Origin of the sequence: Methanospirillum sp., from assembly GCF_035560735.1 — an archaeon.
In the GTDB taxonomy this organism is placed as follows: Archaea; Halobacteriota; Methanomicrobia; order Methanomicrobiales; family Methanospirillaceae; genus Methanospirillum.
The window spans coordinates 1-4,630 of sequence record NZ_DATMYY010000265.1; the positions used below are offsets into that span (position 1 = coordinate 1).

Genomic DNA, 4,630 nt, shown 5'->3' on the forward strand with positions numbered 1-4,630 from the left:
CGGGAGAACCTCCGGGCACAGTCCCTTACAACTGATTCTCCTCCCTGTGATTATGTGCCTGTTATTCCCGCCCCGCCGCCCGGAACCCGGAATATCTTTGCATCATCACGTTTTTATGAATCAAGTCTCATATCGCGTGAGGAATATCCCCGCCCTGACACCAGATTCGCCGCCCTGCCGCCCTGGCAACATTACCTGGACATGGGTCACCGGTCCACAGAGAAATGACTAACAGGTTTCACTACCTGGATGCACCCACGGAACAATTACTCCATAAAAAAAAGATCAAAGGCCTATTTTCGGCCAGGACACGGATTATCTCACTCTGCTCACCGGACCCTTTCGTTGTTCTCCTTTCATTACAGCCCGGACCCGGGCAACAGGGATAGCATACGAGATCCCCCCGATATCCATGTACAGTCCCTTTCCACTCTCAGACAGTCGTACAACTCCTTGAATCGGGCCTGAGATCAATCCCTCACCCAGACCCTGAAGTACAGTTGTAAGTATCACTCCGGAGATGGAGAATTTCCCGACTGCATCAATATATACCATCAGAAGATCCTCATCCCTGATAATCCTGCCACAATGCTCAAACCCCTGACGAGGTTTAACTGTCTCTACAAATGCTCCCATTTGTCTTATCCCCCAGGCACTCCTGCCTCCTCTTCAATTGGACAATAGTCCATGTTTCCCGGTTGTCTGTCCATAAGTACACAGATGCATCGCCTGCGATCCTTGGTTATTGGACCTGAAGTGCGATACCACTGCCATATCAGATGCGGACACCTCTTTGAGGTGCACCTTTCAGTGTTCGGTCTCTTCATGATAACCCCGTAGCATTATCCATCCAATACACCTCCCTCCCTCCCAAACAGCTGATTATGGAGGGCCATTCTCTTTTGAAAATCCTGAATTTCCTCCCTGAACACTGGCATAACACGATTCACACAATACCGTTCTTGAACCGGGATCATTCCAGATAGCAGGCTTCAGATTACAAAGACTACATCGTCCAAGAGAAGTGGTATGTTTCACCATCTTTGCTACGTCAACAGTGCCAGGCAGAATTGTATGAGAGGCTACAGTCCGAGATACCGCCCTTGCATAACATGACTTGCAGAGGGTCAGAGATGCCCGGGTAGTTGGTTTATCCTTTCTTTTTCCTTCCTTCTCCTGAAACTGACTTCTTCTCCTGCCACAGACAGAGCATCGACGCCTGTCAAGACCTCCGGAAATCAGAACAAAATGTTGTGGTCGTATTGCAGAGAGTGAGACTTTCGGATTGCTCTCCGTTCTGACTGATTGGTCCTCTCCCTCACGGGTAGATGATTCAGCAGAATCAACAGCAGCATCAGGTTTCATTGAAATAAGATCAGCGTCTGCCGGTGGATCCTGGGCAGAGTCACCACTGTCAGGGTCCGGACCCTGATCCTCGTCAGAACCTGGATCATCGCTTGCAAGCCAGACTGATCCTCCTTTTACCCAGGCTTTGTATAATCCCGAATCCCAGCGATAAGCACGGGTTCTCCTCATTGTTGTGCATCGCTCATCACCAATCGAGACTGTCCGGTCAAGAAACGAGATGGCCGGACATTTCTCAAGAATTCCGGAGTATGTCTTCCCATGAGACCGGTACCCGTGAATCAGTTTGGTGATAGAACTGTTTGTCCAGCCGGTTGCCTGCTGGAGTTCTTCTGTCGTTATTTCGGGAAGATCTGCTGCTCCAATCGTTTCGATGAGAGCAGATTCACGACGTGTCAGTTTGGTTGCCTGTCCACCGGTCTCTCCGTTCAGGGCAACAAAGAGCCGTGCAGCCTGGTTGAAATCCTCCTCTGTTGCGATTACACAGGAGACCCCATCAGATTCCTGGATTGTCCGCTGCTGCTGGCAGAGTGCAGCATTTGTTCTGATGAGATCGAGCAGCATATCCGGGTTACGGCGATTCTCTGCAGACTGAAACCTGATTCTTCGTGCAAACGGAATTACAACGAAAACTGGTGTGAGTTCATCCCAAATCTTTCTGCATATGCCGATATCCTCACTTACCTGAACCTGCGATCCAGGTAGTTGTTCTGCACCGGCAAGGGTCCGGTCAAGTACCTTCTGGTCCTGCTCATCTGAATCATCTATCCAGCAGGTAAGCATCCGGTTGAAGACCTGATCATCACCTGCACCTTCAACCTTTGCAATCCACCAGACACACCGCTCTGGTATCGTGCAGATCTGAGGTTTTCTCTCCGTATTCACAGTCCGGTATGGAAATGGTTTCTGAAATGATGTGGTAACCCCTTTCAATATCTCCTGCATCTGGTCAGAGAGGCTGACATCGTCAAGCGTGATCACGGTTCCGGGAATGAGATCATCCATGTAAAAGAGTGCTTTGTCACTCATTCTCCCATCGAGCCGGTACGCTGCAGGAATCAGGGATTTCATGGTCTCTATGGCATGTGATTTTCCTTTCCCTGACTCACCGGTGATAGAGACATGCAGCCCTCTGCTGTTGATCACCGTTCTGGATACAAGTGAATGAATCAGGCATTCGGCAACAGTCTGATCCCCTTCATGATACCTGCCAAATGTCTCAAGCATTGTTTCAAGTGGATTGCCTCCTGCAAGGATCTCCTGGGCACGAATCAAAAGAGGATCTTCTTTTACCTGCCCGGCATCTGTCTCCTTGCAATCGTTTGCCGGGTTTGGTATAACTCTGGTGGGAGAATTGGAAGACTGTGAATCATTGACCGGTTTTGATTCTTTTATCTCCCGTTTCCTATCAGGTTTGTCTTTCTCATTCAGGGATGCGGTAGTTCGGGCTGATTTTTCAAAGCGAGCCCTCAATTCAGGCCACCTCTGTCTTCCCCCTCCACAGGAATCATGGTGACATCCTGCAAATATAGCACCGTTTGGGAACTGAATTGCAAAAGCACCATCTCTATGGGCATTAGAAAATGGACACTGCTCAAGTGAAAACAGAGTGCCGCCTTTGTATGGTTTTGCTGTGGCGGTGAGGTTATGGATCTTTAACCAGGAACCCAGATCAAATCCCGATTCTGCTCTCTGATCATGAGCAGTATCAGGCACCTGTTTTGGTTTTTCAGAAACAGGTGATCCGCAATCTGGCACAAGGGCCTGTATCTGCTCAGGCAAGACAATACTTGTTGTCTGTGGTTCTGTGATGATCCGCGATCTCCGGTGTGGTCGATCAGCAACATTATCTCCTTTTCTGGCATATGTCCCGTAAACTTTCCAAATCCTTCCTGCATTGTAGTTCGCGGTATCTACCTTGCATGCAGGTGTAGAGAAGCGACAATCAAGGAATTCAAGAAAGGATTTTACCAGATCACGGCTGGTATCATCATTTGGAAGATCGATTGCATAGAGAAGGTGTGCCCCGTTGCCTGAGTCTGCCAGGACTGGTTCAGGCCAGCCATTACAAGAGAGCCATGATTTTATGGTTTCGGCAAGATTCAGGGCATTATTATGTTCAGAGTCAGATGAAGAGACACCTGAAATTCTGATTGGATCAATATCGATTGGAAGCCATCGCCTTCTGACGATATCGTAGTCTGCAGTTGTTGCTTCGGCTCGCCCGAGTCTTGTTTTGATGCGGTTTGATCTTCGTGCGAGTAAAACCGGGTTTACCTCATTCAGGGTGACATATATCCCTGAAACATGGAGATCCTGTTCAAGCAGGAGAATGTCTTCTGCAGCCTTCTGATGGTTGTTGTAATACCCAGAACCGATGCCGTCAGAGCCAAGAGTCCTGATCTCAAACGTGTGGGTATCTGGAACAAGCAGCCTGATTCCTGCAAGAATTCCTGCTAATCCAATCTCACCAGGCATACCATCCCCGGTAATTGGAGAAGTTTTGACAGCTCACTGCAGGCAAATCGAGAGTTTGCGAATACTGACACACCGGATCAGGAACTGGCATCATCAGACCCCCGCAGTCTGATCGCTCCTCCGCTGCAGATCCGGTACCTGATCCAGCCGCTTTTTTGTCTCACCCAGTACTGGATCTCTCCCGGATATGCGCCTGAACGGTGAAGCAGTGAAAGAGCATCGATGTCCTCCTGCAGATGAAACCTGCCGCGATAGGATCTGATGCAGACAAAGAGCATTTCAAGCCTGTTCCATGCAATGAGCCCGATCTTCCCAGGTTTGTTTGTGGAACGGAGAAGCACTTTTGCTACTTCATATCCCTGGTTTTGCAGTATTGCTTTTGCGTCATATCCTGCAGTCTGGCGGGTATGGAATTCAGCGATGCGAACCATATTCACCACCTGACAGGGTCACTACCGGCATGCACCCGTGAACTCTTGGGATATGCCTGACTTTTTTCTGTACTGGTTTTCTCCTGTGAAGGAGAGAAGAAATGATTAAACAGCCAGACGAGAAATCTTGTTTATCCCCCTCTATGATCTGCCGCCAAGCTAGTTCAACTGGGGGGTTCTGAATTTTCATCTATCACCTCTCATGTTCATCTACCACTAATTCAGCCTGAATCCACGGGTTTGTTTTCAAAGTCTGTGTCGTGATCATTCAGGGGTAAATGATGGTAATCCTAATATCTTTTAAAAGATTTTGGTTTGAAGTTAAGTGAAAATCGCAATCTTTATCTCTATATAGA

5 protein-coding genes are annotated in these 4,630 nt (G+C 48.5%); 1 reads left to right on the plus strand and 4 read right to left on the minus strand.

Translation table 11 applies throughout. From position 1 onward, the window contains the following. A partial coding sequence (locus VN429_RS07450; protein WP_325631589.1) for a hypothetical protein occupies positions 1 to 228 on the plus strand: 228 nt, incomplete at its 5' end. Between the two features lie 87 nt (positions 229 to 315). Here VN429_RS07450 and VN429_RS07455 read toward each other — a convergent pair. The 4 genes from VN429_RS07455 to VN429_RS07470 all read right to left on the minus strand — a co-directional run bounded on the left by VN429_RS07455 (position 316) and on the right by VN429_RS07470 (position 4,274). Further along, complete coding sequence (locus tag VN429_RS07455; RefSeq protein WP_325631591.1) at positions 316 to 636, minus strand: hypothetical protein; 321 nt, start codon at positions 634 to 636, stop codon at positions 316 to 318. A gap of 5 nt (positions 637 to 641) precedes the next feature. Then, positions 642 to 827, minus strand: a complete 186-nt coding sequence (locus tag VN429_RS07460; RefSeq protein ID WP_325631593.1) for a hypothetical protein — start codon at positions 825 to 827, stop codon at positions 642 to 644. Between the two features lie 55 nt (positions 828 to 882). Beyond that, positions 883 to 3,843 (minus strand): hypothetical protein, encoded by a 2,961-nt coding sequence (locus tag VN429_RS07465; protein ID WP_325631595.1) that lies wholly within the window; start codon positions 3,841 to 3,843, stop codon positions 883 to 885. Between the two features lie 77 nt (positions 3,844 to 3,920). Further along, on the minus strand, positions 3,921 to 4,274 hold the full coding sequence (locus VN429_RS07470; RefSeq protein ID WP_325631598.1) for a hypothetical protein: 354 nt from the start codon (positions 4,272 to 4,274) through the stop codon (positions 3,921 to 3,923). Positions 4,275 to 4,630 lie beyond the last annotated feature (356 nt).